The organism is Desulfovibrio sp. X2 (assembly GCF_000422205.1).
In the GTDB taxonomy this organism is placed as follows: Bacteria; Desulfobacterota; Desulfovibrionia; order Desulfovibrionales; family Desulfovibrionaceae; genus Alkalidesulfovibrio.
Window position 1 is genome coordinate 114,134 of record NZ_ATHV01000022.1, and the last position, 25,701, is coordinate 139,834.

The 25,701-nt window shown below is 65.7% G+C and carries 24 protein-coding genes and 2 tRNA genes; 14 read left to right on the forward strand and 12 right to left on the reverse strand.

Going from position 1 to position 25,701, the window contains the following annotated elements:
- Positions 1-180 precede the first annotated feature (180 nt).
- From DSX2_RS09005 to DSX2_RS09020, 4 genes are read left to right on the forward strand one after another with little or no spacing between them, the layout of a single operon-like run.
- Positions 181-1,983: an ABC transporter ATP-binding protein gene (locus DSX2_RS09005; protein WP_020879865.1), complete on the forward strand. Its 1,803-nt coding sequence runs from the start codon at positions 181-183 to the stop codon at positions 1,981-1,983.
- A 15-nt stretch (positions 1,984-1,998) separates the two neighbouring features.
- Entirely contained in the window at positions 1,999-2,637 is a 639-nt protein-coding gene (locus tag DSX2_RS09010) for a lysophospholipid acyltransferase family protein (protein WP_020879866.1), read from the forward strand.
- Positions 2,621-3,562, forward strand: coding sequence for a polysaccharide deacetylase family protein (locus tag DSX2_RS09015; protein ID WP_020879867.1), 942 nt, complete (start codon positions 2,621-2,623; stop codon positions 3,560-3,562). Before DSX2_RS09010 ends, DSX2_RS09015 begins: the two co-directional genes overlap by 17 nt.
- A gap of 18 nt (positions 3,563-3,580) precedes the next feature.
- On the forward strand, positions 3,581-4,474 hold the full coding sequence (locus DSX2_RS09020; RefSeq protein ID WP_020879868.1) for a lysophospholipid acyltransferase family protein: 894 nt from the start codon (positions 3,581-3,583) through the stop codon (positions 4,472-4,474).
- Positions 4,475-4,518: 44 nt separating this feature from the next.
- Here the strand turns inward: DSX2_RS09020 and DSX2_RS09025 are convergent, their stop codons facing one another.
- The 5 genes from DSX2_RS09025 to DSX2_RS09045 all read right to left on the reverse strand — a co-directional run bounded on the left by DSX2_RS09025 (position 4,519) and on the right by DSX2_RS09045 (position 10,289).
- A complete protein-coding gene (locus tag DSX2_RS09025; protein ID WP_020879869.1) occupies positions 4,519-6,624 on the reverse strand; it encodes a tetratricopeptide repeat protein in 2,106 nt (701 codons plus the stop codon).
- 1,005 nt (positions 6,625-7,629) lie between these two features.
- Positions 7,630-8,277: a fructose-6-phosphate aldolase gene (fsa, locus tag DSX2_RS09030; RefSeq protein WP_020879870.1), complete on the reverse strand. Its 648-nt coding sequence runs from the start codon at positions 8,275-8,277 to the stop codon at positions 7,630-7,632.
- 9 nt (positions 8,278-8,286) lie between these two features.
- Positions 8,287-8,577, reverse strand: a complete 291-nt coding sequence (locus tag DSX2_RS09035) for a hypothetical protein (RefSeq protein ID WP_020879871.1) — start codon at positions 8,575-8,577, stop codon at positions 8,287-8,289.
- Positions 8,578-8,631: 54 nt separating this feature from the next.
- Positions 8,632-9,144, reverse strand: a complete 513-nt coding sequence (gene folK / locus DSX2_RS09040) for a 2-amino-4-hydroxy-6-hydroxymethyldihydropteridine diphosphokinase (protein ID WP_268870075.1) — start codon at positions 9,142-9,144, stop codon at positions 8,632-8,634.
- Positions 9,123-10,289: an LL-diaminopimelate aminotransferase gene (locus DSX2_RS09045; protein ID WP_020879873.1), complete on the reverse strand. Its 1,167-nt coding sequence runs from the start codon at positions 10,287-10,289 to the stop codon at positions 9,123-9,125. The genes folK and DSX2_RS09045 overlap by 22 nt, the downstream gene beginning before the upstream one ends.
- 150 nt (positions 10,290-10,439) lie before the next feature.
- On the opposite strand from DSX2_RS09045, the gene xerD reads away from it, so the two are divergent.
- The 9 genes from xerD (at position 10,440) to lysA (ending at position 21,172) form a co-directional block, all read left to right on the forward strand.
- Complete coding sequence (xerD, locus tag DSX2_RS09050; RefSeq protein WP_020879874.1) at positions 10,440-11,363, forward strand: site-specific tyrosine recombinase XerD; 924 nt, start codon at positions 10,440-10,442, stop codon at positions 11,361-11,363.
- A gap of 81 nt (positions 11,364-11,444) precedes the next feature.
- On the forward strand, positions 11,445-14,177 hold the full coding sequence (locus tag DSX2_RS09055; RefSeq protein WP_020879875.1) for a CBS domain-containing protein: 2,733 nt from the start codon (positions 11,445-11,447) through the stop codon (positions 14,175-14,177).
- Positions 14,178-14,237: 60 nt separating this feature from the next.
- A complete protein-coding gene (locus DSX2_RS09060; protein WP_020879876.1) occupies positions 14,238-14,696 on the forward strand; it encodes an LOG family protein in 459 nt (152 codons plus the stop codon).
- A gap of 7 nt (positions 14,697-14,703) precedes the next feature.
- Positions 14,704-15,189, forward strand: coding sequence for an HIT domain-containing protein (locus DSX2_RS09065; RefSeq protein ID WP_020879877.1), 486 nt, complete (start codon positions 14,704-14,706; stop codon positions 15,187-15,189).
- Positions 15,190-15,206: 17 nt separating this feature from the next.
- Positions 15,207-15,608 carry a lipopolysaccharide assembly LapA domain-containing protein gene (locus DSX2_RS09070; RefSeq protein ID WP_020879878.1) on the forward strand — a complete coding sequence of 134 codons (402 nt, stop codon included), beginning with the start codon at positions 15,207-15,209 and terminating at the stop codon, positions 15,606-15,608.
- A 24-nt stretch (positions 15,609-15,632) separates the two neighbouring features.
- The gene (locus DSX2_RS09075; protein WP_020879879.1) at positions 15,633-16,754 is read left to right on the forward strand and encodes a tetratricopeptide repeat protein; all 1,122 of its coding nucleotides are present in this window, start codon (positions 15,633-15,635) and stop codon (positions 16,752-16,754) included.
- Between the two features lie 13 nt (positions 16,755-16,767).
- Positions 16,768-19,428 carry a DNA mismatch repair protein MutS gene (mutS, locus tag DSX2_RS09080; RefSeq protein ID WP_020879880.1) on the forward strand — a complete coding sequence of 887 codons (2,661 nt, stop codon included), beginning with the start codon at positions 16,768-16,770 and terminating at the stop codon, positions 19,426-19,428.
- Positions 19,425-19,931, forward strand: coding sequence for a hypothetical protein (locus tag DSX2_RS09085; RefSeq protein WP_020879881.1), 507 nt, complete (start codon positions 19,425-19,427; stop codon positions 19,929-19,931). Before mutS ends, DSX2_RS09085 begins: the two co-directional genes overlap by 4 nt.
- Positions 19,928-21,172, forward strand: a complete 1,245-nt coding sequence (gene lysA, locus DSX2_RS09090; protein WP_020879882.1) for a diaminopimelate decarboxylase — start codon at positions 19,928-19,930, stop codon at positions 21,170-21,172. The genes DSX2_RS09085 and lysA overlap by 4 nt, the downstream gene beginning before the upstream one ends.
- A 102-nt stretch (positions 21,173-21,274) precedes the next feature.
- Here lysA and DSX2_RS09095 read toward each other — a convergent pair whose 3' ends face one another.
- The 7 genes from DSX2_RS09095 to rimI all read right to left on the reverse strand — a co-directional run bounded on the left by DSX2_RS09095 (position 21,275) and on the right by rimI (position 25,085).
- Positions 21,275-21,475, reverse strand: coding sequence for a flagellar biosynthesis anti-sigma factor FlgM (locus tag DSX2_RS09095; RefSeq protein WP_020879883.1), 201 nt, complete (start codon positions 21,473-21,475; stop codon positions 21,275-21,277).
- Between the two features lie 355 nt (positions 21,476-21,830).
- A tRNA-Leu gene (locus DSX2_RS09100) sits at positions 21,831-21,916 on the reverse strand.
- A 190-nt stretch (positions 21,917-22,106) separates the two neighbouring features.
- A tRNA-Leu gene (locus DSX2_RS09105) sits at positions 22,107-22,192 on the reverse strand.
- Between the two features lie 11 nt (positions 22,193-22,203).
- The gene (secG, locus tag DSX2_RS09110) at positions 22,204-22,620 is read right to left on the reverse strand and encodes a preprotein translocase subunit SecG (protein ID WP_020879884.1); all 417 of its coding nucleotides are present in this window, start codon (positions 22,618-22,620) and stop codon (positions 22,204-22,206) included.
- A 31-nt stretch (positions 22,621-22,651) separates the two neighbouring features.
- Complete coding sequence (tpiA, locus tag DSX2_RS09115; protein ID WP_020879885.1) at positions 22,652-23,404, reverse strand: triose-phosphate isomerase; 753 nt, start codon at positions 23,402-23,404, stop codon at positions 22,652-22,654.
- Entirely contained in the window at positions 23,401-24,588 is a 1,188-nt protein-coding gene (gene pgk, locus DSX2_RS09120) for a phosphoglycerate kinase (RefSeq protein WP_020879886.1), read from the reverse strand. Before pgk ends, tpiA begins: the two co-directional genes overlap by 4 nt.
- On the reverse strand, positions 24,585-25,085 hold the full coding sequence (rimI, locus tag DSX2_RS09125; RefSeq protein WP_020879887.1) for a ribosomal protein S18-alanine N-acetyltransferase: 501 nt from the start codon (positions 25,083-25,085) through the stop codon (positions 24,585-24,587). Before rimI ends, pgk begins: the two co-directional genes overlap by 4 nt.
- A 26-nt stretch (positions 25,086-25,111) precedes the next feature.
- Here rimI and DSX2_RS09130 point away from each other — a divergent pair, with 26 nt between their 5' ends.
- Positions 25,112-25,699 (forward strand): NUDIX domain-containing protein, encoded by a 588-nt coding sequence (locus DSX2_RS09130; RefSeq protein WP_020879888.1) that lies wholly within the window; start codon positions 25,112-25,114, stop codon positions 25,697-25,699.
- The last annotated feature ends 2 nt before the right edge of the window (positions 25,700-25,701 follow it).

Genomic DNA, 25,701 nt, shown 5'->3' on the forward strand with positions numbered 1-25,701 from the left:
CCCCAGCGAGGGGTCAAATAGATAAAATCGATCGGGTTGCCAAGCTTCCATCGGTTCCGGCCGGAACTCCCGGACTTGCCATGGGAGTGGAAGCACTGTATTTCCGCCCCTGTCCGGGCCGCCGATCGCCCGATCCAGGATTCACCGCCTTCACGTTCACCCATAAGGATTCGCTTCGACGTGGAAGAAAAGAAAGTTCGTAGCCTGCCGCTCCTCAAGCGCTGCCTCGGCTACTTCCGCCCCTACACGGGCCGCATCATCTTCTCCTTCCTGAGCATGGCCGTGGTGGCCGCAGCCACGGGCGCGTCGGCCTATCTGGTCAAGCCCGCCCTGGACGACATCTTCATCAACAAGGATGTCCGCTCGCTCTATTTCCTGCCGCCCCTGTTCGTCCTGGTCATCGCGCTCAAGGGAATAGGCCGCTTCCTGCAGAACTACATCATGCAGGCCTGCGGCCTGCAGGTTCTGGAACAGATCAGGCGCGACCTCTTCGCCAAGATGGTCCGACTCCCGCTGCGCTTCTTCGAGGACAACCAGGTCGGCATGCTCATGTCGCGCATCATCTACGACGTCATGTCCATCCGCAGCAGCCTGCCCGCCGTGGTCATGGTCATCCGCCAGGTGCTGACCGTCCTCTTCCTGATCGGCGTGGTCTTCTACCAGAACGCCTACCTGGCCTTCTGGGCCGTGCTCGTGCTGCCCCTGGCCCTGTTTCCCTTCGCCTACTTCGGCCGCAAGCTGCGCAAGCTCGGCCGCAAGAACCAGGTCAAGCTGGCCGACATCTCGGTCTTCCTCCAGGAGTCCTTCAGCGGCATCCGCGTGGTCAAGGCCTTCGCCAACGAGGAGAAGGAGAAGGGCCGCTTCGAGGAGGAGAACAACCGCCTCATCCGCATCTTCAAGCGCGAACTCGTCTACAACGAACTCTCCTCGCCGGTCATGGAGCTCGTGGGCGCCATCGGCACGGGGCTGGTCATCTTCTACGGCGGCATGCAGGTCATCCACGGCGAGTCCACGCCGGGCACCTTCTTCTCATTCTGCGCCGGGCTCCTCATGCTCTATGATCCCATCAAGAAGATGAACGACTCCAACAAGGACATCCAGCGCGCCCTGGCTGGTGCCGAGCGCGTCTTCGAGATCCTGGATTCCGAAGAGGTCGTCGTCGAGGAGGAGGGGAGTGCGGAGTTCACGCCGCCGCTCGAGGAACTGCGCTTCGAGGACGTGACCTTCAGCTATCCCGGGTGCTCCCCCGCGCTGAGCGGGGTCTCCTTCGCCGTGAGGGCAGGGGAGACCGTGGCCGTGGTCGGCCCGTCCGGGTCCGGCAAGACCACCCTGGTCAACCTCATTCCCCGCTTCTACCTTCCGCAGTCCGGCCGTATCGTGCTCAACGGCCACGACGTGGCGGACTACACCCTGGATTCGCTGCGCCTGGGCGTGGGCATGGTCTCGCAGGACACCTTCCTGTTCAACTGCTCCGTGAGCGAGAACATCGCCTACGGCAGGGCCAGCTACACGCAGGAGTCGGTGGAGGAGGCGGCCCGGGCCGCGTTCGCCCACGACTTCATCCTGGGCCTGCCCAGGGGTTACGACACGGTCATCGGCGAGCGCGGGGTCAAGCTCTCGGGCGGCCAGAAGCAGCGGCTGACCATCGCCCGGGCGCTGCTGAAGAACCCGCCGCTGCTCATCCTGGACGAGGCCACCAGCGCGCTCGACACGGAGTCCGAGCGCATCGTCCAGCACGCCCTGGAGAACCTCATGCGCAACCGCACGAGCATCGTCATTGCGCACAGGCTGTCCACGGTGCTGAACGCCGACCGCATCATGGTCATGGAGAAGGGCAAGGTCATCGCCGAAGGGAGGCATGCCGAGCTTCTGGAAAGCTGCGCGCTCTATGCACGCCTCTACCAGATGCAGTTCATGGAGCCCCTGGGCAGCGGCAACAGCGAGCAGGCCTGCGGCACGGCCGAACAGGCCGCGCTGGGATAGGCAGGGACCGTCACGGTGGCGCTGCGCCTGGATCCCGTCAAGATCGGCCGTATCCTTACGGCGGTCTACAAGCTCTGGTGCTGGACCCTTCGCTACACCGTCGAGGGCTATGACGGCGTGCGCGCCCAGCTCGACCAGGGGCGGCGCGTCGTTTTTGTGCTCTGGCACGATGAACTCTTCGCCGTGCCCTATTACGGTTACGGCAAGAAGCTGCACCTGACCACCGTGGTCAGCCAGAGCAAGGACGGGGAGTTTCTGGCCCAGATCCTGAACGGCCTGTCCATCTGCACGGCGCGCGGCTCGAGCCGCCGCGGCGGGCTCCAGGCCCTGCGCGAGGCGCGCCGCTTCATGCGCGAGGAGGGCAGGGACATCGTGGTCACCGTGGACGGCCCCAAGGGACCCCGCCACAAGGCCAAGGAGGGCGCCATCTACCTCGCGGCCAAGGAGAACGCCCTGCTCCTGCCCATCCGCGCGCACTACGCCCGTCCCCACGTCTTCGCCAAGGCCTGGGACCGTTTCCAACTGCCCTTGCCCTTCAGCCGCGTGCGCCTGGTGTTCGGCCCCGCTTTCTCCCTCGGGCCGGAGCCGCTCAAGCCGCAGAACATGCCCGCGGAACTCGCGCGCGTGGAGCAGAGCATTGAGTCCCTCGGCTAGGCCCGCACCCGGCCGCTCCTCGGTGCCTGTCCTCTGCTACCACAACATCGGCGGCAACGGCGTCTCCGAAGAGATGTTCGCGGCCCAGATGGCCTGGCTGGCCGATCGCGGGGTCAGGACTCTGCGCCTCGAGGAGTTGCGGTCGGTTGTGGATGGTGGGAAAGGCGCGACGGCGCTCGACGGTCCCCGCGTGCTGCTGACCTTCGACGACGGCTTCAGGGATCTCTTGACCCGCATCGCCCCGGTGCTGCGCCGCCACGGCTTCAGCGCGGTCTCCTTCGTGGTGCCCGACAGGGTGCGGCCGGAGGACGAGGAGGGCGAGGACGCCCCCATCATCGCGGACAGGGCGCACGAGGCCTTTGTGCAGCGCGGGGAGCGCCGCGCCTGGCTCTCCTGGAGCGAACTGCGCGGGCTTGTGGACGAAGGGGTGCTGGAGGCGGGGTCCCACTCCCTGCACCATCTGATGTTTCCCGTTTCCGCGCCCAGTCCAGGGCCGGTGCCCGACCACTGGGCCTACGCCCCCTGGAGAGGCAAGGCAGAAGCTCCTCGGCTCGCTCCGGACACTGCCGGTCCGCTCTGGCTCGCGGAGCAGGGCAGGGCCGAGACCGCGGAAGAATTTAAAGCGAGACTTGAAGAAAATCTCGCAACAAGCAAACGAATCCTGGAATCGAAGCTTGATAGAGAGGTGGCCTCCCTTGCCTGGCCCTGGGGCAGATGGTCGGCCGACGGCGTGGATGCGGCCCGGGCAGCTGGTTTCGACCTGCTCTTCACCCTGGAGCGCGGGCCGCTTTGTTCCGGCACGGACGCATCGCGCCTGCCGCGCCTCGAGGTCCGCAGGCGCAAGGGGCTCGGCTGGTTCGCCTCACGGGTCCACATCTACAGTCGCGCCGTGCTCGCGCGTCTCTATTCGGCCACCCGCTTCTAGGCGAGGACATCTTTCTCCATGCGCGAACTGCTCTACGAAATCCTGACCTCCGCCGGACGGAGGATGAACTTTGAACAGACCGCACGGCTCGGCAACGCGCTCGGTGGGCTGCTCTGGCAGGCGCTGCCGGGCAGGCGCAAGCTGGCCGTGGAAGCCATGGTCCGCCATTTGGGCATCTCGAAACCCGAAGCCGGGCGGCTCGCCAAGGAGAGCTTCCGGCACAATGCCCGGTCCTTCGTGGAGATCATGGTCACGCAGCGCATGGACCCGCGGTTCCTGGCCGAGGGGGTGACCTTCGCCGATCCGGAGCGGGTACGTTTCCTGGCCGAGACGAAGCGCCCGGTCATCTTCGCCACCGGACACCTCGGCGCCTGGGAACTGCAGACCGGCTCGCTCGGCGCCTTCGAGGGCAAGCGCAAGATCGTCGTGGTCAGGCGGCCCAAGGATCAGGCCCTGCACGAGGTCATGATGCGCCTGCGCACCAGGCCCATGGTGGACGTGGTGCCGCACCGCCAGGCCGTGATGCCCGTCCTGCGCATTCTGCGCAAGGGCGGCATGGCCGCCTTCCTCGTGGACCACAACTGCACCCGAGACGAGGCCGTCTTCCTGCCGTTCCTCGGGCAGACGGCCGCCGTGAACCTCGGGCCGGCGCTCCTGGCCGTGCGCGCCCGGGCCCTGGTGGTGCCGGGCTTCCTGGTCAGGGCGGAAGACGGGCGCTACGTCCAGCATTTCGACGAGCCGCTGGACACGGCGTCACTCGAGGGCGAGCGCGACGAGAAGGTCCAGGCCACGGCCGAGTTCTACACCCGCGCCGTGGAGACCTACGTGCGCCGTTATCCCGAGCAGTGGTTCTGGATGCACAAGCGCTGGAAGACCCGCCCCCCGGAAGAGGACGGCCAGCCCCGGGCCTAAGCGCGCCTTGCCCGCCGCCTGCGCGCGGCGAGGTGACGTATTCCCTAGAAAGGATAGGTCCAGCCGGTTCCCGCGGCTCCCGTGCTCCCGGGCGCGGGCCGTGCCTTCTCCGCCTTGCTCCTGGCGTCTATCTGCTGCAGGAGCTGTTCGGCCTGGTCGCGCTGGCTCTTGCGGTCGGAGTTCTTGATCACCATCCCGAGCAGCTCCCTGGCCAAGTCCAGGCGATCCGTGCGTTCGTAGATCTGGGCCGCCCGGTAGAGCGCGGTCAGCTCCCAGATGTTCTCCTGCGGATAGCTCCAGGCGACCTGCAGATAGTCGTGCAGGGCCTCGTCCGTGCGGCCCTGACCATCCGCGACCTCGGCAAGCCAGAAGAGCGTCTCGGCCTGCTCCGCGGTGGTCAGCGAATTCTTGTCCTTCCACAGATCCTCGAGCACGACGCGCGAGAAATCGAGCTTGTTTCTGGCTTCGGCCAGCAGGGCGAGCTTGATGCGCTGCGGCGCGCTCAGGCGCGAGCGGTCCGTGGTGTAGAGCTCCGTGTAGGTCGCCAGGGCCTGATCGTCCCGGCCGAGCTCTATCTCGAGCGCTCCCTTGGCCTGCAGCCAGTCCACGCGGGCCTTGCCCGAGAGAAGGGCCGGGTTCACGCGGCCGAGGTAGGCGGCCGAGGTTGATATCTCCCCGGCCTTGCCCGCGTCCGCGGCCAGGCTCACCAGGGCGGCGGCTCCTGCCCGGCTGCCGGGAAAGAGCAGTCCGAGGCGGCGGGCCAGGGCAGGGGAGGGGGAGCCGTCCCAGGAGTCCGTGAGCGCGGCCAGAAGCAGGCATTGGTCGAATGGATGCCGCGCCGAGGCGTCCAGACATCCGGCGGGCGTCAGTTCGGTCCAGAAGGGGATGCCCGTGTCGCCATAGGCCGCGAAACCGGCCGCTTCCGTCAGATGGCGCAGCAGTCCGAAGCCCGCCGTGTCGTCGTCCTTGAAAAAGCCGCGCGGAGATTCGCGCCGGGAAATGCTCAAGGCAAGCTTGAGGGACAGGGGCAGGCGCGAAGGGGCGAGCTCCTTGGCGAGCGCGGAGACACGCGCGGTCTCCTGGCCGAGCAGGGCGAAGGCGAGGCCGAACTGCTGCAGCCGTTCGGCAGTGAGCGGGTCCACCTGGCTCGAGCCGAGCTCCTTGTCCAGAATCTCCTTCGCCTGCGCCGGGGTCGCCAGGTCGAGGCGCGTACGCACACTGTTCCAGTCGCGCAGGCTTGGGGCGTGAATCTTCCAGAAAGCTGCGTCGAGAGATCCTGATGCCGTGGCGATGCCGTCCCAGAATGCAGCCGCCTTGAGCATCCCGGCGCTGCGGAAGGCCGAGAGGTCGGGAACTCCGACGCCGGACTGCAGGCTGCCGAGGAAAATGTTCCAGTAATCCTTGAATAACGATTGGGAGAGTCCGTCAAGTTCGAGCCGCGCGCCGCGCCAGTCGCCAAGAGCTGCGTGGGCCAGTGTGCGCACGAGGGTTTCGCGGTCCTGGTCGGTGACCCGCAGGCCGTGGCTTGCCTGGGCATCCGTCAGGGCGCTCCCGGACTTCAGCCGCGTGACCTGGTCCGCCTCGAGCCAGAAGAGATCTGCGGGCCAGGTGGCTCGTCCGACATCGAGGGCAGCCTTGATCCGCGCGGACGATGCCGCGGCGATGTCGGGATCGGCCGTCTGCTCCTTTTCCCACAGCCAGATGCGGCAGACGTCCTCGTACGCCTCGGGAAACCCGGGCTGTTCGCGCAGGCGGGCGGTGTCGTCCCGGGTGGGGGCCGGACCGATGGCCGTGAGCCATGCCGCAAGGGCTTCCGGGAGTCTGCCGGACTGGCGGGCGGCCTGGCCGAGAAGCCAGAGGCGCTCGTGCTCGAGAGACGGAGAGGAGAAGCCTGCTGCGCCCTTGAGAAGGCCGAGCGCCGCTTCCGAGCGGGAAAGCTTGAGCAGCAGCCGGGCGCGCTCGAGAATGACCTCAGGCGTCTGGGGCTTCTCGGAGAGCTCGATGTCGAGGGCGTCATAGGCGCCGTGCTGCTCGAGCCAGGTGGCGAAATCCCCGCCCTTGGCAGTTGGCGTGGCTGCGGACGAGAGCGAGGGACATGCGAGAGCGGCGGCAAGGACGAGAGGGACTATTCGACGCGACAGATTGGCCATGGATGCGGAACTCCCTGGGTGATGACGGGAAAACTGCGATTTTCTAGCAGTGAGCCCCCTTTGTGGCAAGACGCGTGAAGCTGCCTGTTGCGCCCTTTTCCTGGGGGCCTTCATGGGGAATCCACCGGGTGACGCTTGAGAGAGAATCTCGCTGGCCGAGTTGGGATGAGTTCGGAAGTGGAATGGGTATGGGCCATGTCTCGTGCGGACCGACTTCCGGGACCAGCGAGACCGGTTCCGATCCGCGCGCCGGGAAAGACTTCATTGTCTCATCCAAGGACCATGACCGGAGGGCATTCGTGAGGCTCGTTTCTGGTGCCTCGTCCCATGGTTTGGATCGGCCGGCATGGAGTTTCTCGAAAGATTTCGGTGAAGGTTTTCCTGGGTGGGTGAGCCCCATATTTTATAAAGTTAACATAATTTACATTATGGGACAATAAAGGGGCATCGTACAGGATACCGAAATGACGGACGTAAACATTAGAAGAACGGAAAAGACATGTCATGTAATACGAAATGATGATGCTATGATGTCATATTGAAGCCTCGACTGCTGCCTCGGATCGGGAACCTGGTTTTGATCCGAAGCCGAAGGTCAGCAGCCGAACGTCAGCCGGACGGCACTGGGAAAATCAAGGCGCGATTTCGTTCACGTGGCACGGAAACAGACTTCGGTCTTCATGTCGAAGCTGCCCGGAAATGCATGCCCCGACGCAGCTTGGAAGCCCGGCCCCGCCTCCTGGGTCCACAAGCCTCCCACAGGTCCCTTCAACGCTTCTCAGCGTCGAACGTGCCCGGGATTGAGGAAATCCCTCTTCCTATCCGCCCTGATCATCTCCAAAGACTCTCAAGCCTGGCTCGACATGATCCGGAGGTCCCCTCGTCCCCTCATCGACGATTTCTTCCCTGGGACTTCAGCAGCCTGTTTGCAGGCACAAAAAAAGCCGGGGAAATCCCGGCTTTTTTCGGCGCCCGTCTCCGGGCTGTCCTGTGAGGCGAAGAAGACTATTCGCCGAAGCTTTTCTTCCAGTCGCTCAGGAAGCTTTCGATCCCGAGGTCGGTCATGGGGTGCTTGGCGAGCTCGAAGAGCACCTTGTAGGGAATGGTGGCCACGTCCGCACCGATCAGGGCCGCCTCGGCCACGTGCAGCGGATGGCGGATGGAGGCGACGAGGACTTCGGTCTGGAAATCGTAGTTGCGGTAGATGGTCACGATCTCCTCGACCAGATCCATGCCGCGCTGCGCGAGGTGGTCCAGACGGCCGATGAAGGGGCTGATGTAGGCCGCTCCCGCCTTGGCCGCCAGCAGGGCCTGGACCGGGGAGAAGCAGACCGTGACGTTGGTCTTGATGCCCATCTCGGAAAGCTTGCGCACGGCCTTCATGCCTTCCATGAGCATGGGGATCTTGACCACCACGTTGGGCCCGTACTTGACGAGCTCCTTGGCCTCCTTGAGCATTTCGTCGGCCGTGGTGCCGATGACCTCGAGCGAAACCGGGCCGTCCACCTCCTGGCAGACCAGCTGCATCTGCTTGCGCCAGTCCTTCTGCTCGCGCGAGAGCAGCGTGGGGTTGGTGGTCACGCCGTCGATCAGGCCGAAGTCCTTGGCCTGGCGAATCTCGTCCAGGTTGGCGGTGTCGATGAAAAATTTCATGTCGCCTCCCTACTCCTCGATGTTTTTCTGGTTCTCCTTGGGGCGGGATGCCTCCAGCTGCTTGAGGAAGGTATCACGACATTCATAGCTGCAGAAATTATGGATTTTCTCGCCGTCACGCACGCGGATGTCGCTATCCTGAGGAACGTAGGTGCCACAGACCGGGTCCTTGACCATCTGGCCGGTGGCAACCATTTTCTCGACGTTCTTCTTCTGCGTCATTTCCTTCTTTTTCTTGTCCCCCATGAACAGGCGGTAGAGGACATAGCCGCACGCAACGAAGAGAAGAAGCTTGATCACCGTGATACCTCCGCTTACTTTTCCATCATTACAGATATCCGAGGAGAAAGACAATTAGTCTGTTTGCCAGATGCGCAACCCTTCACAACGATAGTCGAGCCGGGAGAGGGCCTCTGCGGGCGTTTCGCCCCAGGGCAGGCGCAAGGCGGGCGCCAGTTCCGCCAGCGGCAGGAGGACGAAGGCCCTCTCTCGCATGCGGGGATGCGGAAGGATAAGCCTCCCCTCCCCGCTTGTCCTGTCACCGAAGAGAAGGATGTCGATGTCCAGGCTGCGCGGCCCGAAGCGGACCTCGCGGGTGCGCCCGAACTCCGTCTCGATGGACTCGAGCTCGTCCAGCAGGCCGTACGGCGAGACCTCGGCCCTGCAGGCGAGCCGCATGACGCAGTTGGCGAACCAGGGCTGCTCTTTCAGGTCCTGCGGCTCGGTCAGGTAGATGTGCGAAACCGCGCTCGCGCGCACGCCGGGGATCTCTCCGATCCTGCCGATCGCGCGCTTGAGCACGGCCTCGCTGCCGCCCAGGTTGGAGCCCAGGCCTAGGAAGACGTCTACAGCTTGGAGATGCGCGATACCGCCTCCTCGAGCCGATCGCTGGGCACGGTCAGCGAGATGCGGAAATAGCCCTCGCCCGGCTTTCCGAAACCGTTGCCCGGCGTGATGACCACGCCGGTCTTCTCCAGCACGTTGGTGCAGAAGTCCGTGGAGCTGAATCCGTGCGGCACCTTGGCCCAGATGTAGAAGGAGGCCTTGGGCACGCGGCACTCGATGCCGATCTTCTGCAGGGCGGCGATGACCGTGTCGCGGCGGTCCTTGTAGATGGCGCGGAACTGCTCGGCGAAGGGCTCGCCCTTCTTCAGCGCGGCCACGCCCGCCTCCTGCACGGCCTGGAAGGCGCCGGAGTCGCAGTTCTCCTTGATCTTGCCCAGCCCCTTGACCAGCGAGGGGTTGCCCACGGCCATGCCGATGCGCCATCCGGTCATGTTGTAGGTCTTGGACAGAGAGTGGAACTCGATGGCCACGTCCTTGCCGCCCTCGAACTCGAGGATCGAGGCGGGCTTGTCAGCCGCGTCGTAGTAGATCTCGGTGTAGGCCGCGTCGTGCAGGACGATGGTGTCGGACTCGCGGGCCTTGGCGATGAGCTTCGCGTAGAACTCGGGGCCCGCCGTGGCCGCGGTCGGGTTGTTGGGATAGTTGATGAAGATCATCTTGGCCCGTTTCCAAGATTCCTCGGAGATGGCGTCCAGGTCGGGCAGGAAGTCGTTCCCGTCCACGAGCGGAACGTACTCGACCTCGCCGCCGGCGAAGTTGGTGGCCACGTTGTAGACCGGGTAGTTCGGCGTGCAGACCAGGGCCATGTCGCCCGGGTTGATGAAGGCCAGGGGGAAGTGCGCGATGCCTTCCTTGGAGCCGATGAGCGTCACGATCTCGCTCTCGGGGTCGAGGCCCACCGTGAAACGTTCCTTGTACCAGTCGGCAACGGCCTGGCGGAACTCGAGCATGCCGATGTAGGACGGATACTGGTGGTTGACCGGCTTCTTGGCGGCTTCGTGCAGCGCCTCGATGATGAAGTCCGGGGTGGGCAGGTCAGGGTCGCCGATGCCCAGGCTGATGATATCCACGCCCCGCGCCTTGACCGCGGCCTTGGCCTTGTCGATGGCGGCGAAAAGGTAGGGCGGCAGGGTGGAAAGCCTGTCGGCGAACGGGAAGTCGGACATAGAAAAAATCTCCTTTAGCGTGCGCGTGATGGAATGGCCGATGTAAATTGCCGAGCCGCGCTCTGTCAAACACCGGATTTGCGCGCGCGGGAAGCATTTTGCTTGCGCGCCGGGAAGCTCGGCGCTAAAGGTCCCCGCTGAGCGCCCGGCATGAACGACGAAAGACGAAACGGACACGCCCCTTCCGCCCTGCCCCATCACCCATGGGTCGATGCCTATCTGCAGCGCCTGACCGTGGAAAAGGGTCTGGCCGAGAACAGCCTCTCCGCCTATTCGGCCGACATGACGGACTTCCTGGTCTTCCTCGCCGCAGGCGGCGTGGACCTGGACAAGGTCACGCGCGAGACCCTTTTCCTCTATCTCGTGTCCCTTCGGGCGCGCGACCTCAAGAGCCGCACCATCTCCCGGCATCTTTCGGCCCTGCGCGGCTTCTTCGCCTGGGCCACGGACGACGGGCTCCTGCCCGAAAACCCCGCCGAGCTCCTGGAGAACCCCAAGCTTCCCCGCCAGCTTCCCGAGTTCCTGACGCGCGAGGAGGTGGAGCGCATGCTCGCCCTGCCCTCGTTGACGGACAAGCTCGGTTTTCGCGACAGAACCATGCTGGAACTTCTCTACGCCGCCGGGCTCCGCGTCTCGGAGCTTATCGGGCTCAAGCCCCTGGACTACGACGCCCAGACCGGCCTCCTGCGCATCTGGGGCAAGGGCGGCAAGGAGCGTCTGGTCCCCATCCACGCCACGGCCCAGGAGTTCCTGGGCGGCTACATCGCCTCCTGGCGCGGCCTCTTCGGCCCCAAGGACGCCGAGGTCTTCCTCAACCGCTCCGGAAAGAAGCTCACCCGCCAGGGCGTCTGGAAGATCATCAAGCGCTACGCGGCCGAGGCCGGAATCCGGCGCGAGATTTCGCCTCACACCCTGCGCCACAGCTTCGCCACGCACCTCCTGGAGGGCGGCGCGGACCTGCGCACCGTGCAGATGCTCCTGGGCCACGCGGACATTAGCGCCACGGAGATCTACACTCACATCCAGTCCGGCAGGCTCAGGGCCGTGCACGAGCGCTTCCACCCCCGGGGATGACCCCGGCGGAAGGACGCGGCCTTGCCCCTGAATCCGCGAATCCTTTTGAAAAGGCCGGAAAAATCCCCTAGACTTCGGATCATGGCCGACACGAGACACCCCTCCCCTGCGCCCCGCTCCTCCCGCATCCAGGCCGAGACCATCATCACGGGCCACACCGGCGCTGATTTCGACTGCCTGGCGTCGATGATCGCCGCGGCCAAGCTCTATCCCGGCGCCGCCCTGGTCTTTCCCGGCTCGCAGGAGAAGAACCTGCGCAATTTCTACATCCAGAGCGCCATGTACCTCTTCAATTTCGTGGCCGCCAAGGATCTGGACCCGTCCGCCGTCAGGCGCCTGGTGGTCGTGGACACGCGCCAGCGCTCGCGCCTGCCGCATGTGGCCCAGTTCCTGGATCTGCCGGGCCTCGAGGTACACCTCTACGACCACCATCCGGACGCGCCTGACGATCTCGCCGCGTCGCTCGAGGTCTACAAGGAATGGGGCTCGTGCGCGGCCATCCTGACGCACGAGATCATGGAGCGCGGCATCGCGCTCGGCCCCGAGGAGGCCACGGTCATCGCGCTCGGCACTTACGAGGACACGGGCAACTTCACCTTCCCCTCGACCACGCCCCACGACATGCGCGCCGTGGCCTGGCTCCTCGAGCAGGGACTCGAGCTGAACGTCGTCTCGGATTTGCTCTCGCGCGACCTCACGGCCGACCAGGTGGCCGTGCTGAACATGCTCCTCAGCTCGGCCGAGATCCTGGACATCAACGGCATCAAGGTGGTCATCACCCAGGCCTCCATGGAGCAGTACGTCGGCGATTTCGCCGTGCTCGTGCACAAGATGATGGAGATGGAGAGCATCCGCGTGCTCTTCGCCCTGGGCAGGATGCACGACCGCATCACCTTGGTGGCGCGTTCGCGCACCGCCGAGGTGGACGTGGGCCGCATCTGCGAGTCTCTGGGCGGCGGGGGGCATGCCTATGCCGCCTCGGCCTCCATCAAGGACCGCACCATGACCCAGGTGCGCGACGAGCTCTTCGCCCTGCTCTATTCCGAGATCAACCCCGAGCTTCGGGTCAGCAAGTTCATGTCCAAGCCGCCCGTGGTCGTGCGCCGCGACACCCTGCTCGCCAAGGCCGCGGACGTCATGGCGCGCTATGGGCTGAAGGCCGTGCCCGTGGTGGACGAGACCGGCGCCCTGGTCGGCCTCATCGAGCACGAGCTGGCGGACAAGGCCGTGAGCCACGGCCTTGGCAAGGTGCAGGTCAAGGAATACATGGGCCGCGAGATCGCCTCCGTGACGCCGGAGACAGACCTCTACCGGGCCATGGAGATCATTCTCGGCCAGCGGCAGCGCCTCGTGCCCGTGGTCGAGGGCACGCAGGTCGTCGGCGTGCTCACGCGCACGGACCTCATCCACATCCTCATCGAGGAGCCCGCGCGCATTCCCGAGAGCCTGCAGCCGGACCGCAAGCGTGAGCGCAGCGTGAAGACGCTGCTCAACGAGCGACTTCCTAAAGAAGTACTTGAGATTCTGCACAGGGCCGGTGAAATCGCGGAAGAAATGGGCTTCGACGTGTATGTGGTCGGCGGCTTCGTGCGCGACCTCCTCCTGACGCGGCCCAACCTGGACGTGGACTTCGTGGTGGAGGGCGACGGCATCGCCTTTGCCGGGCGGCTGGCCGAGGAATACGGCGGCCGGGTCAAGCAGCACGACAAGTTCCAGACCGCGGTGGTCATCCTCGAGGACGGCCGCCGCATCGACGTGGCCACGGCCCGTCTCGAATATTACGAATACCCCGCCGCCCTGCCCACGGTGCAGCTCTCGTCCATCAAGATGGACCTCTACCGCCGCGACTTCACTGTCAACGCCTTGGCCGTGCGCCTCAACCCCGAATCCTTCGGCCGCCTCGTGGACTTCTTCGACGCGCAACGGGATCTGAAGGACAAGGTCCTGCGCGTCCTGCACTCCCTGTCCTTTGTCGAGGACCCGACGCGCATCCTGCGCGCCATCCGCTTCGAGCAGCGCTTCGGCTTCCGCATCGGCGGCCAGACGGAGCGGTTGATCAGAAGCGCCATCCAGATGCAGTTCTTCCAGAAGCTCACGGGGAGCCGCATCTTCCATGAATTCAAGCTGCTGTGCGACGAGAAGAACGCCCGGCTCTGCCTTGCGCGCATGGAGGAGTTCAAGCTCCTGGGCCAGCTCCAGCCCGGGCTCGAGCTCACGCCGAAAAAGTCCGCCCTGCTCGAGAAGATCGAGGAAGTCCTCGACTGGTATCGGCTGCTCTACCGCGAGGATGCCTCGCCCGAGCCGTGGATGATCTACCTGCTCTGCCTGTGCGCGGAGATGGAGGATGGGGCCGCGCACGCGCTCACGGAGCGCCTCGGCTTCTCCAAACGGGAGCAGCGGGAGTTCCTTTCCCTGCGCACCTCGGTGGCCCAGGCCTTCCACGCCATCTCTCTCTGGGTCGCGCATTCCGGTCCGGTCTCCGAGCTCTGCTTCGCCCTGGAGCCCCTGCCGCTCGAGGGAGTGCTCTACCTCATGGCCCGCAGCACGCGCGACGAAGTGCGCAAGGGCATCTCGGCCTATCTCGCGCGGCTTCGCGACGTGTCCATCGAGATCGGCGGTGCGGACCTGCAGCGCCTCGGCCTGCCGCCGGGGCCTGAGTACGGCCGGATCCTGCGCCTCGTGCGCGCGGCCAGGATAGACGGCCGCGCGGAACGCCGCGAGGAGCAGCTTGCCCTTGCCCGCCGCATGGTGGAGGAGATCCTGACCGCGAACAGGCCCGCGGATGCGCTGCCTGCACCACGCGAAGGGGGCTGAGGCTTGCCCTGGCGGCCTGCGCCGTGTAATGAAAGAAGCTCGCCGCCGATGGGAGGAAACATGACCAGAAAGCGGTACGTGGCAGTCATCGGGGCCGGCGAGGCGACTTCGCAGGCCGAGACTGCCGCCAGGGAGATCGGAAGGCTCCTGGCGATCGAGGGCTTCTGCCTCGTCACCGGCGGGCTCGGAGGGACCATGCGTGCGGCCTGCGAAGGCGCGCGTTCGGCCGGTGGCCATACCCTCGGGCTGCTGCCCGGTCTCGTGCGGGACCAGGCCAATGAATTCGTTGAATTTCCCCTGGTCACGGGGCTCGGTCAGATGCGCAACTTCCTCGTGGTGGCCAACGCCGACGTCGTCATCGCCGTGGACGGCGGATGGGGAACGCTTTCGGAGTTGGCCCTGGCCAGAAAAACGGGCAAGACGGTCATCGCGCTCGGCCGCTACAGCACCCTCGAGGGAGTGGTGCCCGCGGCGTCCCCGGACGAGGCGGTCGACCTTGCCAAGAGATACTTCAAGTGAGGACGACGTGAGCAGGCAGGTCCTGTGGGCTCCCTGGCGCCTGGATTACATCCTGGGCCCCAAACCGGATACATGCGTCTTCTGCCTCCCCGAGACCACGGAGGAGGACGAGGAACGCCTGGTACTTCATCGCGGAGAATCCGCCTACGTGATCATGAACAAGTTTCCCTACAACAACGGACACCTCATGGTCGCGCCCTACCGCCATGTGAGCTGCCTCACGGACCTGACCGAGGACGAAAGCTTCGAGGTCATGTCGCTCGTACGGCGCTGCGTGGGCGTCCTCAGGAAGGCCTTCAATCCGCACGGCATCAACGCCGGTTTCAACCTCGGCGAGGCAGCCGGGGCGGGCATCGCCGCCCACCTCCATTTTCAGATCGTCCCCCGCTGGAACGGGGACAACTCATTCATGGCCGTGTTCGGAGAGACGAGCGTCATTCCCGAACATCTCCGCTCAACCTACACCCGGCTGAGGCCGCTCTTCGTCGGCTGAACGGCAAAGGAGTCACCATGCGCTACCTCAAGGTGCTCATCCTGGCGCTTATCTTCGTCGCCTCGATGATCTTCTTCATCCAGAACACGCCGATCTTCTCCGAGACCATCCAGCTGCAGCTCGAGATTCTCGGCTACCGCTGGACCTCCGTGGCCATGCCCATCTACCTCGTGGTGCTGCTCTCCTTCCTGCTGGGCGCGGTGCTGGCCATCCTCTACTTCTTCATCGAGAAGGTCCGCCTGAGCGGCATGCTCCGCTCCGCCACGGCCAAGGTCAAGAAGCTCGAGGACGAGGTCGCCTCCCTGCGCGCGGCGCAGGAGACGCCCTCCTATTCGTCCTATTCCAACACCTCCTCCGCCTCGTCCGATTCGGTCTCCTCGACCTACGGCACGACGACGGACGAGGACTCCGCCTCCTAGACAGGACGCGCGTACGGGAGCTGAATGACCTCCTGGTCATGGCTGAAGGAACTCTTCGGCGAGACGAATGACGAGGGTGCGGGCCTGCCTTCCGACATGGAAGGATACGCCCCGCCCTCCCGCGACACCCTGGCGGCCATCGGCGAACTGAGCCGGGCGGTCAAGAACAATCCCGACGCCATCGAGCTCTACCTCGCCCTGGGCAACCTCTACCGGGCCCAGGGCGAGCTCGAGCGCGCGGTGCAGATCCGCACCAATCTCATCGAGCGCCACGACATCCCGCGCGACATCACCGCCAAGGTGCTCTACGAGCTCGGCCGCGACTACAAGCGGGCCGGTTTTCTCGACCGTGCCCTGAACGCCCTGGAAAAGGCGCGTGAACTGGCGGGCAACGAGCCGCCCATCCTGGTGGAGCTTGCCCGGCTCGCGGCCGAGGCCGGGGAGTTCGAGGCCGCGGCCGACCTCTACGGCAAGATCGGCCACGCCCCTGCCCAGGCTCACTATCTCGTGCGCCAGGCGGTCGAGCTGCTCGGCAAGGAGCAGGCGACGGAGGGGCTGCGCCTCATCGACAGGGCTCTCGAGGTCCATCCTGGCTCGCCCGAGGCCTGGGTGGAGACCGTCATCCTGGACCTGCAGGCGGGCTTTCCGGAAGGCTCGGAGCAGCACATCGCCCGGGCGCTGCACGAGGTCGCTCCGGAGCTGCGCTTCCTGGTCCTGGAACTGATGCTCGGCTACCTTTCCCGGGGCACGCCGGGACACGAGTCGCCCGAGGCCCGGGCGACGCTCGCCGGGCGCCTGCTCTCCCCGCTCGAGGCCCACGCGCCGGACGTGCTCCTGCAATTCTACGGCGGACTTTTGCGCCAGGCCCTGGGCGACCACGAGGGCGCCGCGATATGGTTCGAACGAAGCCTTCTGCTCAATCCCGACTTCTGGCCTGCCCGCCTGGAGATGCTGGCGCGCGCCCTGGCCGAGGAGCCGGTTTCACCCATGCTCTCCGAGCAGCTGCAATATTTCGTCGCCCGCGCCCGCGAGGTGAAGCGGTTCATGTGCCGCGCCTGCGGGCTCAAGCGCGAGCGCGTCTTCTACCTGTGCCCCCGCTGCCAGAGCTGGCATTCCATCGGCTACCGCATGCGGCTTACGGAGTGAGGTGACCGGAAGAATGGCCGCATCCGCTCCGGGCCGCATCACGCCCATGTTCGAACAGTACCTCCGCATCAAGGAGGAACATCCCGGCGCCCTGCTCTTCTTCCGCATGGGCGACTTCTACGAGCTGTTCTTCGACGACGCCGAGGTGGCGGCGCGGGAGCTGCAGATCGCGCTCACCTGCCGCAACCCGAGCCAGGAGAACCCCGTGCCCATGTGCGGCGTGCCGCACCACGCGGTGGACAACTACCTGCCGCTGCTTCTGGACAAGGGCTACAAGGTGGCCATCTGCGACCAGGTCGAGGATCCCAAGCAGGCCAAGGGACTGGTCAAGCGCGAGGTCACGCGGGTGCTCACGCCCGGCACCCTGGTCGAGGACAACGGACTTTCCGCAAAGATCCACAACTACCTCGCCGCCCTGGTCTTCGACGCCTCGCGCGGCGAGGGGGCCCTGGCCTTCATCGACGTCTCCACCGGCGAATGGAGCGGCTTTTCGGCCAGGAGCGAGCCGGGGCTCTGGCAGTGGCTCCTGAAGCTCGGCCCGCGCGAGCTCCTTCTGCCCCCGGGCTTCAAGGTCCCGCACCAGTACGGCGAACTGCGCGAGAGGGTGACCTACGTGCCCGAGCTCTTCTTCGACGTGCGCGCCGCGGGCGACAGGCTGCTCAAGGCCCAGGGCGTGGTGGACCTCGCTACGCTCGACCTCGGCGACAAGCCCGATCTGGTCCGCGCCTGCGGGGCGCTCCTGGCCTACCTGGCCCAGACCCAGCGCCAGGAGATGGGCCACCTGGGGCAGTTCCAGCCCCTGAACCTGGGCCGTTACCTGATCCTGGACGAGATCACCGAGCGCAACCTCGAGATCTTCCGCACCCTGGACGGCCGCACGGGCCGGGGCACCCTACGCTCCGTGGTCGATCGGACCATGACCCCCATGGGCGGCCGCTACCTGGAGGTCCGGCTGCGCCAGCCCTGGCGCGAGCAAAAGCCCATCGAGCGCACGCAGGCAGCCGTGGCCCTGCTCGCGCAGCGCCAGGAACTGCGCGAGGGCCTGCGCGGCGCGCTGGACAAGGTCTACGACCTCGAGCGACTCTCCACGCGCATCGTGCTCGGCCGGGCCACGCCGAAGGATTTCGCCGCGCTGCGCAATTCCCTGGCCATGCTGCCCGGGATCGGCACGGTCCTGAACGAGCTCATCGCCTCGACCGATACGCCGCCGGAGGCCCTGGCCCATGCGGCCGAAGACTGGGACGCCATGGAGGACCTGTGCGAGCGGCTCAGGACCACCCTGGCCGACTCCCCTCCCCCGACCATCACCGAGGGAGGGCTGTTCAAGTCCGGGTGGCACGCCGAACTGGACGAGCTCCTGGAACTCGCAGAGCACGGCGAGGCCAAACTGCAGGAGATGCTGGAGCAGGAGCGGCAGTCCTCGGGGCTGCCCAAGCTCAAGCTCGGCTTCAACAAGGTCTTCGGCTACTATTTCGAGCTTTCGCGCGCCTCGGGCCAGGAGCCGCCCGCCCATTTCGTGCGCCGACAGACCCTGGCCAACGCCGAGCGTTTCGTCACCCAGGAGCTCGGCGAGCTGGAAGACAGGATCCTGCAGGCCGCGGGCAAGCGCCGCGAACTGGAGTACCGGCTCTTTCTCGAGCTGCGCGAGGCCATGGCCCAGGCCCGGCCGCGCTTCATGGACATGGCCAGACGCCTCGCGCGCATCGACTACTGGCAGTCCCTGGCCGAGACGGCCGTGCTCTGCGAATGGCGCCAGCCGAGCCTGCACAGGGATCTCAGGCTGCGCATCCGCTCCGGCCGCCACCCGGTGGTCGAGGCCGTGCAGGGTAGCGCCGGGTTCGTGCCCAACGACCTGTCCATGGACGAGGAGTCGCGCCTGCTGCTCATCACCGGCCCGAACATGGCGGGCAAGTCCACGGTGCTCAGGCAGGCGGCCATCATCGCCATCCTGGCCCAGATCGGCTCCTTCGTGCCCGCGGCCGAGGCCGAGATCGGACTCGTGGACCGGGTCTTCTCGCGCGTGGGCGCCTCGGACAACCTGGCCCAGGGCCAGAGCACGTTCATGGTCGAGATGATGGAAACCGCGCGCATCCTGCGTCAGGCCACGCGGCGAAGCCTCGTCATCCTGGACGAGATCGGCCGCGGCACCGGTACCTTCGACGGCATGGCCCTGGCCTGGGCCGTGGTCGAGGAACTGGCGCGACGCGCCTCGGGCGGCATCCGCACCCTCTTCGCCACGCACTACCACGAGCTGACGAGCCTCGAAGGCCGCGTGGAGGGCCTGCGCAACTTCACCATCGCGGTGCGGGAGTACAAGGGCGAGATCGTCTTTCTGCGGCGCCTGGTCCCCGGTCCCTCGGACAAAAGCTACGGTGTCGAGGTTGCAAAACTTGCCGGAGTGCCGCAAAACGTCGTGCAGCGCGCCAGGGAACTCCTGTCCGAACTGGAGCGCAAGCGCGAAGGCGTGGGCGAGCAGCACCGCGCGATCATCGGACAGAGCCTTCTGCCCGGCCTGCCCCGGCCTCAGGCCCCGGCCGAGCCGCAAGGACCTGCGGAACCCTTGCCGCATCCCGTGCTGGATGCCCTGAGGGCCATAAGACCCGACGCGCTTTCGCCCATGCAGGCGCTGCAGATGATCTACGACTGGAAAGCCACGCTGGAGAAGGAAGAGTGAGAATCGCCCGACACCGTCCCCCCCTGCCCGCCCGCATTCTCTCCTCCCGGGCCCTCCTTCGGGCGTTCTGCCTCGCGGTCGTGTTCGCCCTGGCGCTCTGCGGCTGCGGCAAGAAGGGCCCCCCAAAGCCGCAGTTCGGAGAGGACTCCTTCTCCCTCACGAATGCGGACGGAGGCGTCTTGGGCAACTGCATCGTGGCCAGCGCGATCATACGCGGCAACGCGGACATGCTCGGCTCGCTCAGCCTCGAGATCGAGGACATGACCGTGGAATGCGACACCTGTCCCTTCAATCCGCAGTTCCGCGTGGACTACCGACTGGACGACCCGCGCGTGCGCATCACGGGCGACAAGGTCCAGGTCAATTATTGTGATATTTCCGGAGGAAAGGCCTATCGCTTCCGCCTCGTGGGCCACAACCGTATTCTGGCCATGCCTCCGGTGATGTGCCCGGTTCTCCCACAGCCCAACAACCCCCGCACCCAGCAGGAGCAGCAGCAATGAACCATTTCGAGTACCGTGATGGCCACCTCTTTGCCGAAGAGGTGCCAGTGGCCGACATCGTCCGCCACCACGGCACACCGACCTATGTCTACAGTGCGGCCACGTTCCGCCGCCACTTCCAGGCCTTCGATTCGGCCTTTGCCGGCCTGCCCCATCTGGTCTGCTACTCGGTCAAGGCCAACTCCAACATCCACATCCTGAAGCTCCTCGGCGAGATGGGCGCGGGCGTGGACATCGTCTCGGGCGGCGAGCTCTTCCGCGCGCTCAAGGCCGGAATTCCGGGCGAGAAGATCGTCTACTCCGGGGTCGCCAAGACCGACGAAGAGATCGAGGACGCCCTGCGCGCGGGCATCCTGATGTTCAACGCCGAGTCCCTGGGCGAGATCGCGGCCATCGACGCCGCGGCAGGCCGCCTCGGGGTCAGGGCGCGCATCTCGCTGCGCATCAACCCCGACGTGGACCCCAAGACCCACCCTTACATCTCCACGGGGATGAAGAAGAACAAGTTCGGCCTGGACATGGACACGGCCCTTCAGGGCTACATCATGGCCCGGGACATGAAGAACCTCGATCCCGTTGGCATCGACTGCCACATCGGCTCGCAGCTCACCACGCTCGAGCCGTTCCTCGAGGCCCTGGACAAGGTTCTCGGCTTCTACGGCAAGCTGAAGGACCTGGGCATCTACGTGAACTACCTCGACCTGGGCGGCGGCCTCGGCATCACCTACGACGAGGAGGAGCCCCCGCAGCCCTCGGCCTTCGGCGCGGCCCTCACGGAGCGGCTGAAGGACCTGCCCCTGACCCTGGTCCTGGAGCCCGGCCGCGTGATCTGCGGCAACGCGGGCATCCTGGTCTTCAACACCGTCTACACCAAGCAGACGCCGGTGAAGAAGTTCGTCATCGTGGACGCGGCCATGAACGACCTGGTGCGCCCCTCGCTCTACGGCTCGTACCACCGCATCGAGGAGGTGGACAAGAAGAGCCGTCCCGTCGAGACGGTGGACGTGGTCGGCGGCATCTGCGAGTCCACGGACTTCCTGGCCCGCGACCGCGAAATGCCTGCCGTGGAACCCGGCGAGTGCCTCGCGGCCTTCTCGGCCGGTGCCTACGGAATGACCATGTCCTCGCAGTACAACTCCCGCCGCCGCGCGGCCGAGGTGCTGGTGGACGGCCGGGAAGAGAAGCTGATCCGGCGTCGCGAGACCTACGAGGATCTCATCGAGGCCGAGCTCGACCTCTAGCTCCGGCCTGTTCCTTCAAGAAGACGAAAGGCCCCGGGGGAATGTTCCCCGGGGCCTTTTTCGTCGTCAGGCGGCCGCACGACAAGGGCCTGGGCCTCGATCTCACTCGTCGTCGTGATCGAAGCTCAGATGTCCGCCGTTCAGCAGTTCGTCGGCCACGGCCAGAAGCGGGGGGCGGTAGGTGCCTTCCCGGATCTGGCGCTTGATCTCCGCGATCCGCTGCGCGCGTTGATGTGGATGCTCGCGGCCACGAGGGAGCCCTTCCTGCTCCTCGGGCCGTTCGTCGAGCGAGCCGCCTTCCATGGTTGCCTCTCCTCTCTCGCCTTATCGGCCAAAAGTGTGGGGCATCTTTAGACAAGCGGGGAAGAAAGTTGACCACTTATTTACAATCATTGAAGATCATAGACGAAAAAATCTCGCCCGAAAAAGCGGCATGAGACTGCGGAAATGACCGGAACGCTCGGCTTTGGAGTGTGACCAGCAAGGACCTGCGCAACGGACCTCTCCTGTCCCGGAAAGAGGCGTTTTCCGGGAAGTCCCTGTCCAGCCTCGTAACAGGTCGGCGCGTCTGCGCCATGGTGAATCCACAAACCCTTTCGTTCGCTGCGGGCCATCGGAAAAACAAAAAAAGGCCCGGGTTGCCCCGGGCCGAGATATATGGTGCGGAAGGGGGGACTCGAACCCCCACGGCTTTTGGCCACTACCCCCTCAAGATAGCGTGTCTACCAGTTCCACCACTTCCGCGGACCGTCGTCGTTGTCTTCTGCCAGGTCATCCTTTGTCTGCGGCCAGGGCGCCTTCCCTTTCCGGAAGCACGCCGCCGTCTCTGCATCGCCACCGTCATTTCATCTGTCGTTCATGTTCCCGGCGTCGTGCGGTGGCATTATGGCGCCCGGGGGCAAAAAAGCCCGGGGCAACCCCGGGCCGAGATATATGGTGCGGAAGGGGGGACTCGAACCCCCACGGCTTTTGGCCACTACCCCCTCAAGATAGCGTGTCTACCAGTTCCACCACTTCCGCGAACCGTCGAATTACTGGGCTTTCTGTCCCTCCGCCGGGGCCTGGGGAGCCTTCTGCTCGGGCGCCGGGCTCGCGGCCTGGTCCTGAGCGGCAGTGGGGGCCTGCGGCTTGGCGGGCTCCTCGAAGGTCACTTCGGGCTTGGGCTTGGCCGCTTCGGCCTTCGGCTCGGGCGCGGTCATCATGATCGAGTCAGTGGCAACGGCCTTGACCCCGGTGAGCCTGTTGTAGGTCAGGGAGGTCAGCAGGAAGATCACGGCGAGAACCGCCGTGGCCTTGACCAGCAGGCCGCCGGCGCCGGAGCTGCCGAACACGGACGAGCTGCCGCCGCCGAAGATGACGCCCATGCCCTCCTTGCCGGACTGCAGCAAGACGAGGACGATGAGCACCAGACAGGCGATGATGTGCAATGTGAGAACAATTCCGCTCAACGTACTTTCTCCGGTAAAAAAACCTGCGCCATCAAGCCAGCGCAATGCGCGAAAAGCTTTCAGCCGTCAGGCTTGCGCCACCTACCAATACACCGTCCACATTGTCAAGCGCCAAAATTTCGGAAGCGTTGTCCGGCTTGACACTGCCGCCGTACAGCAGGGGGATTTCCAGGGCCTTTTCACCCATCATCTGCACCAGACGATCACGTGTGTGGGCGTGGGCCTGGCGGATCTCCTCCCGGCCCGCGACCTCGCCCGTGCCGATGGCCCAGACCGGCTCGTAGGCCACGGCCAGCCTGTTCGCGAATTCACGCGCAGCGGGCACGAGTCCGCGCTCGAGCTGGCGGTCGAGGACCTCCTCCACCTTTTTCGCGCGGCGCTCCTCGAGCTTCTCGCCGATGCACAGGACCATGGAGAGCCCCTTCTGGAGGCCGTAGGCCACCTTCTCGCCCACCAGGTCGTCGTTTTCGCCCAGGACCCAGCGGCGCTCGGAATGGCCTGCCAGAGCCCACGTGCAGCCCGCGTCGAGCAGCATGCCGGGCGCGATCTCGCCGGTGAAGGCGCCTTCGCCGTGCGGCCAGAAGTTCTGCCCGCCCACGGCGAAGGATTTCTGCCCCGCAAAGGCTCCGGCCACGGCGGCCAGGGCCGTGAACGGCGGAAAGACCAGCAGCTCCCGGTCCTCGGGCAGGCCCGGGGCGATGAGACGGACCATCTCGCGCGCCGTGGCCTCTGCCTCGGCCCGCGTCTTGTACATCTTCCAGTTCGCGGCCATCAGCTTCTTCACTTGCCGCATCCCTCCAGAGCCTTGAAGGCAGGCAGTTCCTTGCCTTCCATGAATTCCATGAACGAGCCGCCGCCGGTGGAGATGAAGGTGAACTTGTCGGCCAGCTTGGCCTTGTGCACCACGGCGTCCGTGTCGCCGCCGCCGACGATGGTCGTGACCCCGGCGAGCTTGGCCAGGCAGCGGGCAATGGCCAGGGATCCCTGGGCGAAAGCCTGGTTCTCGAAGGCGCCCATGGGGCCGTTCCACATCACGGTCTTGGCCGTGGCCAGGGCCGAGGTGTACAGGTCGACCGTCTTCGGGCCGACGTCGAGGACCATCTTGCCCGCCGGGATGGCGGCAGCGTCGAAGATGCCGCCGGTCACGGCGTCGTCGAGCGAGCCGCCAACGACCACGTCCACGGGCAGCAGCAGCGTGACGCCCTTGGCCCCGGCCTCCTTGACGATATTCAACGCCTCGTCCGTCAGGTCGCGCTCGACCAGGGAGCTGCCGACCTCGTGGCCCTGGGCCAGGAGGAAGGTGTTGGCCATGGCCCCGCCGATGATGAGCACGTCCACCTTGTCCAGGAGGCGGCGCAGCACGGCCAGCTTGGTGGAGACCTTGGCACCCCCGGAGATGGCCACGTAGGGACGGACAGGCTCGGCCAGGGCCTCGCCCAGGAACTCCCACTCCTTCTTCAGGAGCAGGCCGCAGCAGCACTCGGGCACGAACTCGGTCACGCCGACGTTGGAGGCGTGGGCGCGGTGCGCCGTGCCGAAGGCGTCGTCCACGTAGACGTCCACGCCCGCGGCCAGGGCCTTGGCGAAGGCCTCGTCGTTGGCCTCCTCGCCGGCGTGGAAACGCAGGTTCTCGAGCATCAGCACGTGGCCGGGCGCGAGATCGGCAACGAATTTCGCCGCCTCGTCGCCCACGCAGTCCGGAGCCATGGTCACGTCGCGGTTCAAGAGGTCGGAGAGGTGCGCGGCGACCGGGGCCAGGCTCAGCTCGGGGACGACCTTGCCCTTGGGCTTGCCCAGGTGCGAGCAGAGGACCACGGCCGCGCCCTTTTCCAGGGCCAGGCGGATGGTGGGCAGGCTCTGGACGATACGGTTGTCGTCCTGGATCACGCCGTTCTTGAGCGGGACGTTGAAGTCCACGCGGATGAGCACCCGCTTGCCCTTGAGATCGACCGAGTCGAGGTATTTCATGACGGCTCCTGGCGCGCCTCGGCCATGGTCAGGGTCATGACCAGCGCGTCTTCGTTGGTGTCGGGGTAGTACCGTTTTCTCACGCCGGTCCTCACGAAGCCGTGCGCGGCATAGAGGCCGATGGCAGCGGCATTGGACTGGCGCACCTCCAGAAACATTCGATGTATGCCCATTTCGGCGGCGCTTTGCAACACGGCCCCGAGCAGGACCCGGCCCCAGCCTCGGCGTCGGTTCCCCTCGGCCACGGCGATGTTCACGATCTCCCCCTCGTCGGCCACGCAATAGAAGGAGCAGTAGGCGCCGAGCGTTCCGTCCTCCGCGCGCATGCCGAGGATGTGCAGGGCCTTCTCGCGCAGGCCGTAGGCCAGCTGCTCCTCGCTCCAGGGATGGCTGAAGCAGGCGCGCTCGAGCGAGGCCAGCTCTGCCGCGTCATTCGGCACGAGCCGGACGACGGGCGGAATGGCCCAGGAAATGGGGGGCTTCGGTGTTGTTTCCATCGCAACGCTCGTGTAAAGGAGCCGCCATGCCGCGCAGATTCAGAAAGCCGCGCCTCCAGCCGCGCCAGTCGGCGACCCCGGAGGTCGAATATATCGAGGTCGTGGACGAAGGCAATCGCCCCATAGCGGTCATGCCCATCGACGACGTGCACGCCCAGGCGCTCATGCACCGCGCCGTGGTCGTGCTGGTCTACGACGACGACGGCAGGGTCTACCTGCAAAAGCGCAGCATGTCCAAGAGCCGCTTCCCCGGGCGATGGGACCTCTCGGCCACCGGCCACGTCAAGGCGGGCGAGGCCATGGAGGACGGCGCCATCCGCGAGCTGCACGAGGAGCTCGGGCTTTCGGCCACGCGCATGCACCTGCTTGCCGAGGTCTCGGCCAGCGCCTCCACGGGCTGGGAGTTCGTCTCCATCTTCACGGCCGGGACGTTCCGCGAAGAACCGGTGCCCAACCCCGAGGAGGTGGACGGCGGCTACTTCGTGGACCGCGCGGAGCTCGACTGCCTCGTGGCCCAGTTCCGCGAGCTCCTGACCCCGGCCCTGGTCCATTTCTGGGAGCACGGCCTGATCTTTCCTTCAGCCTCCCCTGCCCTTCCCCCGGCCGATTCCTGAGC